At 70.6% G+C, this 5,436-nt stretch carries 5 protein-coding genes; all 5 read left to right on the top strand.

What is annotated here, in order from left to right; all coding sequences use genetic code 11:
- Positions 1-208 precede the first annotated feature (208 nt).
- The 5 genes from RSA25_RS14885 (at position 209) to RSA25_RS14865 (ending at position 5,254) form a co-directional block, all read left to right on the top strand.
- Positions 209-991, top strand: a complete 783-nt coding sequence (locus RSA25_RS14885) for a ParA family protein (RefSeq protein WP_332809634.1) — start codon at positions 209-211, stop codon at positions 989-991.
- Positions 988-2,331 (top strand): chemotaxis protein CheW, encoded by a 1,344-nt coding sequence (locus RSA25_RS14880; protein WP_332809633.1) that lies wholly within the window; start codon positions 988-990, stop codon positions 2,329-2,331. The genes RSA25_RS14885 and RSA25_RS14880 overlap by 4 nt, the downstream gene beginning before the upstream one ends.
- 206 nt (positions 2,332-2,537) lie before the next feature.
- Positions 2,538-2,846, top strand: coding sequence for an STAS domain-containing protein (locus RSA25_RS14875; RefSeq protein WP_332809632.1), 309 nt, complete (start codon positions 2,538-2,540; stop codon positions 2,844-2,846).
- Positions 2,843-3,208, top strand: coding sequence for a response regulator (locus RSA25_RS14870; protein ID WP_038688521.1), 366 nt, complete (start codon positions 2,843-2,845; stop codon positions 3,206-3,208). The genes RSA25_RS14875 and RSA25_RS14870 overlap by 4 nt, the downstream gene beginning before the upstream one ends.
- A gap of 57 nt (positions 3,209-3,265) precedes the next feature.
- Complete coding sequence (locus RSA25_RS14865; RefSeq protein ID WP_332809631.1) at positions 3,266-5,254, top strand: chemotaxis protein CheA; 1,989 nt, start codon at positions 3,266-3,268, stop codon at positions 5,252-5,254.
- Positions 5,255-5,436: the final 182 nt, after the last annotated feature.

The raw sequence follows: 5,436 nt of genomic DNA, 5'->3' as shown, positions 1-5,436 counted from the left end.
CCGGGGGGTGTTGGGAAAACACCCGGCCCCACCCCGCCCGGGGGGGCCCCCCGAGCCCCCCCCCCCCCCCCCCCGACCCCCCCCCGCCGCCGCGCGCCGCGCCCGACGCCCCCACCCTTTCCCCCCTCGCCCCGGTGCAGTTGCCACCGGTGCCGGCCGGCAGCCGCGTTGGCGCCGCCGTTCCCCCTGCAGTGAAGGAGTGAACCGAATGCGCATCTGGGCAATCGCCAATCAGAAGGGCGGCGTTGGCAAGACCACCACCACCCTGGCCCTGGGTCGTGGCCTGGCCACGCTCGGCCACCGCGTGCTGCTGATCGACCTCGATCCGCATTCGTCGCTGACCCGCGCCTTCGGCGTGCCGCTGGACCCGCCGCCGCCGGGCGTGCTGGAGCTGTTCGGCGCCCCGCCGGCCGAACTGGCCACGCTCGGCCATCCCAGCGCCATTCCCGGGCTGGATTACGTGTGCGCGCAGGCCGCCCTGGCCACGCTGGAGCGCCGCAGCGCCAACCAGCCCGGCCTGGGCCTGGCCCTGCAGAACGCATTGGCGCGCCATCACGGCCAGCACGACTACATCCTGCTGGACTGCGCGCCCACCCTGGGCCTGTTGATGATCAACGCACTGGCCGCGGCCGACCGCCTGATCATCCCCACCCAGGCCGAACCGCTGGCCCTGCACGGCCTCGATGGCATGGTCCGCACCGGCGAGATGGTGGAGCGCTCGCGCCGCCGCACGCTGCCGATGTCGATCCTGCCGACCCTGTTCGACCGCCGCACCCGCGCCGGCAACGAAACGGTCAAGCTGATGCAGGACAAGCACGCCCATCGCGTCTGGGAAGACGCGATCCCGGTGGACACCCGCATCTGCAATGCCGCCAGCCTGACCGTGCCGCCGCAATCGGAGGATTACCCCGGCCGTGGCCTGGCCGCCTACCGCCGCGCGCTGGACTGGATCCTGGCCGACGACGCGTTGCAGATGGAGCGCGCGGCATGAGCACCGCCGGCGTGCTGGACGACTATCTGGAGCAGTTGCTAGGCGATGCCGTGCCGCTGGCGCCGGCAGCGGCGGCAGACACCGTGGCACCGGCTGCGCTGGAAGTGGCCGCGCAGGATGCCGCCGACGCCGGGCCGGTGGCCGCGGCGATCCGCGCCGAGTTCGCCCGCGTGGCGGACCCGGACCGCGACGACGGCCAGACCGCTGCCGTGACGGCAACGCCGGTCGCCGCGCCTGGCTTCGACAGCCCCACCGCCCCTGGCGCACCGGCCAACCTGGCGTTGCTGGACGAGTTGATGAATGACCCGGCGCTTGGTCCGTCCGTGGCTGTGGCTGCGGCCGTACATGACACGCCCACCTCGCCCGGCGCACCGGCCAACCTGGCGTTGCTGGACGAGCTGATGAACGACCCGGCGCTTGGCCCGCCCGTGGTGGCAGCCGTGCATGACACGCCCACCTCGCCCGGCGCACCGGCCAACCTGGCGTTGCTGGACGAGCTGATGAACGACCCGGCGCTTGGCCCGCCCGTGGTTGCGGCCGTACATGACACGCCCACCTCGCCCGGGGCGCCGGCCAACCTGGCATTGCTGGACGAGCTGATGAACGACCCGGCGCTCGGCCCGCCCATGGCGGCATCCGGCGATCGCCCCAGCTGGGATGACCTGCCCGACGAGGTACTGCACGACAGCGCACCGGCGCCGGCGGCCGCAGCGATCATCGCCCCCGCGCCGGCACCGCTGCCGCGGCCCGCCCCTGCCCCCCTCCCTGCCGCCCGCGCCATGCCGACACCCCCGCCCTCCCTGCCGCCGCGCACTGCCGCGCCGGCGCCCGCCCACACCCGCCCGGGCAGTTGGCAGGAGCTGCAGGCACAAGCCCGCAACCCGGCCTCCAGCCCGCGCGAGAGCGGCCGCGCCAACGAGCGCACCTCGCGTTGGCTGCGCCTGCGTTGCGGTGCGCAGGCCTATGCGCTGGAGCTGCTCAAGGTGCAGGAAGTGGTATTGCCGGTGCCGCTGCTGCCGCTGCGCGGCACCGCCTCGGCCATGCTGGGCATCATGAACCTGCGCGGCCAGGTGGTGCCGGTGATGGACCTGGGCATCCACCTCGGCGCCGGGCCGGCCCAGGACGACGCCAGCACCCGCATCGTGGTGCTGGAGGAAGACGGCGAGACCATGGGCCTGCGCGTATCGGCCGTGGAAGACGTGGCCAACCTCACCGACTCCCAGATCGAGCCGCCGGACACCGCGCGCATCTGCCAGATTTCCAACGACCTGTTCCGCGGCGTGGCCCGCATCAGCGCGCAGCCGATGATCCTGCTGGATGCCACGCAGCTTTTGAACTGAGGGGTAGAGCCGCGCCGTGCGTGGCTGCCCTCCGGTCAGGGGCCAGGACCGCCGGCAACGGCGCGTCACGCGTTTGGTCCGGCCTTGCCGCAGCCACCCATGGGGTGGCTCTACCCCGGATCGACCGGTGACGATCGCCGGGCCGGCCCTAAAGCTTTGTGGATTTACGCCGTTATAGACCTCGGAACCGTTTGTCCGGAGCAACGATGAGCACTGTGGCCTTGGGTGGTGATCTCGGAATCGAGACCAGCACCGAGCTGAAAACCCGCTTGGCCCCCTTGGTGGACCAGGCCGGCGACCTCACGCTGGATGCCAGCGAAGTGAGCCGTATCCATACCGCAGCAATGCAGGTCCTGTGCGCATTCGTCGACGCCCGCCGCCAGGCAGGCCACCCGACCGGATTCGACGGTTGCACTGCAACCTTCCGTGATGCCGCGCGCCTGCTCGGCCTCACCCAGGCCCTGGGCCTGGACGCAACCCATGACAACCTGAAATCTGTGGAGAACGCTGCATGAGCGCACGTATCTTGGTGGTGGACGATTCGGCGTCGATGCGCCAGATGGTCTCTTTCGCCCTCACCTCGGCCGGCTTTTCCGTCGAAGAAGCCGAGGACGGCGCCGTCGCGCTTGGCCGTGCCAAGGGCCAGCGCTTCAACGCGGTGGTGACCGACGTCAACATGCCCAACATGGACGGCATTTCGCTGATCCGCGAGCTGCGCCAGCTGCCGGACTACAAGTTCACCCCGATGCTGATGCTCACCACCGAATCGGCGGCGGACAAGAAGTCCGAAGGCAAGGCCGCCGGCGCCACCGGCTGGCTGGTCAAGCCGTTCAACCCCGAACAGCTTGTGGCCACCGTCCAGAAAGTCCTGGGCTGATCCACCCCGCTTCCCGCCTCCCCCCCTCCCTCCCTTCGCAACCGGACCCCACGCACCATGAGCATGGATCTGCAACGTTTCCACGCCACGTTCTTTGAAGAAAGCCGCGAGGGGCTGGATGCGATGGAGGCTGGCCTGCTGGCGCTCGAATCGGGCCAGCAGGATCCGGAAATCATCAACTCGGTGTTCCGCGCCGCGCACTCGATCAAGGGCGGCGCCGGCACCTTCGGCTTCGACGCCATCGCCGCGCTCACCCACGTGCTGGAAACGCTGCTGGACGAACTGCGCGCCGGCAAGCGGGCGCTGGAAGCCACCGCCGTGGATGCCATGCTGTCCTCGGTGGACGTGCTGCGCGCGCTGCTGCGCGAGGCCGAACACGGCCAGCCGGCCGATCCGCAGGCCGTCGCGGCGATCAAGGCGCGCCTGGAAGCGGTGCTGTCCGGCCAGGCCGCCGCCAGCGCCCCGGTCGCCGCCGCCAAGGTCGATGACACGCCCGAGGCATGGCAGATCGGCTTTGCGCCCTCGCCTTCGCTGTTCATGAGCGGCAACGACCCGCTGCGCATCATCCGCGAGCTGGAACACCTCGGCTCGCTGCAGGTCGCCGCGCGCCTGGAGCGCCTGCCCGGCTTCGACCAGCTCGACCCGCTCGAAGCGCACCTGGCCTGGGACCTGGGCCTGGTCGGCAAGGTGCCGCGCAGCAAGATCGAAGACACGTTCGCCTGGGTGGTGGACGACTGCGAGCTGGACATCCGTCCGGCCGCGCCGCCGAGCCTGGCAACCCAGGCGCCGGCCGGCACTACGCACGTTGCGCCCGGTGCAGCTGCGGCGGCGGCATCCGCCCCAGCCGCACCGGCGCAGGCGGCCGCCGCGCACGAAGCGGAAACCTCCATCCGCGTGGCGGTGGAAAAGGTCGATGCGCTGATCAACCTGGTCGGCGAACTGGTCATCACCCAGGCCATGCTCAAGCAGGTCTCCCACGCGCTGGATCCGGTGCATGCCGAGCAGCTGTTTGCCGGCCTGGACCTGCTCGAACGCAACACCCGCGACCTGCAGGAAGCGGTGATCGGCGTGCGCATGCTGCCGGTAGACGCGGTGTTCCGCCGCTTCCCGCGCCTGGTCCGCGACCTGTCCTCGCGCCTGGGCAAGCAGGTTCGCCTGCGCACCATCGGCGAAGGCACCGAGCTGGACAAGGGCCTGATCGAGAAGATCGCCGACCCGCTGGTCCACCTGGTCCGCAACTCGATCGATCACGGCCTGGAAATGCCCGACGTCCGCCGCGACGCCGGCAAGGACGAGACCGGCACGATCACCCTGGCGGCCTCGCACCAGGGCGGCCACATCGTGATCGAAGTCAGCGACGACGGCCGTGGCCTGAACCGCGACAAGATCCTGTCCAAGGCGTTCGAGCGTGGCTTGAGCGTGCCCGACAACCCCACCGATTCCCAGGTCTGGGACCTCATCTTCCAGCCGGGCTTCTCCACCGCCGATGCCGTCACCGACCTGTCCGGGCGTGGCGTGGGCATGGACGTGGTCCGCCGCAACATCCAGGCCCTGGGCGGTGAAGTGCACCTGGAGAGCAAGGCCGGCAATGGCACGCGCGTGCTGATCCGGTTGCCGCTCACCCTGGCCATCCTCGACGGCATGACCGTGGCGGTGGCCGGCGAAACGGTGATCCTGCCGCTGGCCTACGTGCTCGAAGCGCTGCAGCCGCAGCCTGAAGACGTGCGCACCATGGCCGGCGAAGGCCGCGTCCTGCGCGTGCGCGGCGAATACCTGCCGATCCTCTCGCTCAGCGAGTACTACGGCTTCGGCGGCCGCACCAAGGACGATTCGCTGGTGGTGGTGGTCGAAGGCGATGGCCAGAAGATCGCCCTGGAAGTGGACGAACTGGTCGGCCAGCAGCAGGTGGTGGTCAAGAACATCGAGAACAACTACCGCCGCATCAGTGGCGTCTCCGGCGCCACCATCCTCGGCGATGGCCGCGTTTCGCTGATCGTGGACATCGGCGGCCTGGTGCGCTCGCTGCGGATGCCGCAGGCGGCGTAAATCTCCGCATACGCGAAGATTTCCCCAGGGTTTGCTGCGCAAACCCCGGGCCCCGCCGTACCAGCACCCAACACCCCCCGCCTGTCGGCGCGGCCCCGCTACTAGGGGGGGCGCGTCGTCGGTGGGGCCGCGCGGGAGTGGCGGGCCGGGGGCGGGGGCGCCGGTCATGCGGGTGGGGCGCT

This window comes from Stenotrophomonas sp. (assembly GCF_036662295.1).
GTDB lineage: Bacteria > Pseudomonadota > Gammaproteobacteria > Xanthomonadales > Xanthomonadaceae > Stenotrophomonas.
The sequence above is the reverse complement of the archived record's forward strand: the minus strand, read 5'-3'. Positions and strand labels throughout refer to the sequence as shown.

Bases quoted from the DNA above. Each gene is read 5' to 3' on its own strand.
- RSA25_RS14885 (WP_332809634.1), top strand. From the start codon at position 209: ATGCGCATCTGGGCAATCGCCAATCAGAAGGGCGGCGTTGGCAAGACC.
- RSA25_RS14880 (WP_332809633.1), top strand. From the start codon at position 988: ATGAGCACCGCCGGCGTGCTGGACGACTATCTGGAGCAGTTGCTAGGC.
- RSA25_RS14875 (WP_332809632.1), top strand. From the start codon at position 2,538: ATGAGCACTGTGGCCTTGGGTGGTGATCTCGGAATCGAGACCAGCACC.
- RSA25_RS14870 (WP_038688521.1), top strand. From the start codon at position 2,843: ATGAGCGCACGTATCTTGGTGGTGGACGATTCGGCGTCGATGCGCCAG.
- RSA25_RS14865 (WP_332809631.1), top strand. From the start codon at position 3,266: ATGAGCATGGATCTGCAACGTTTCCACGCCACGTTCTTTGAAGAAAGC.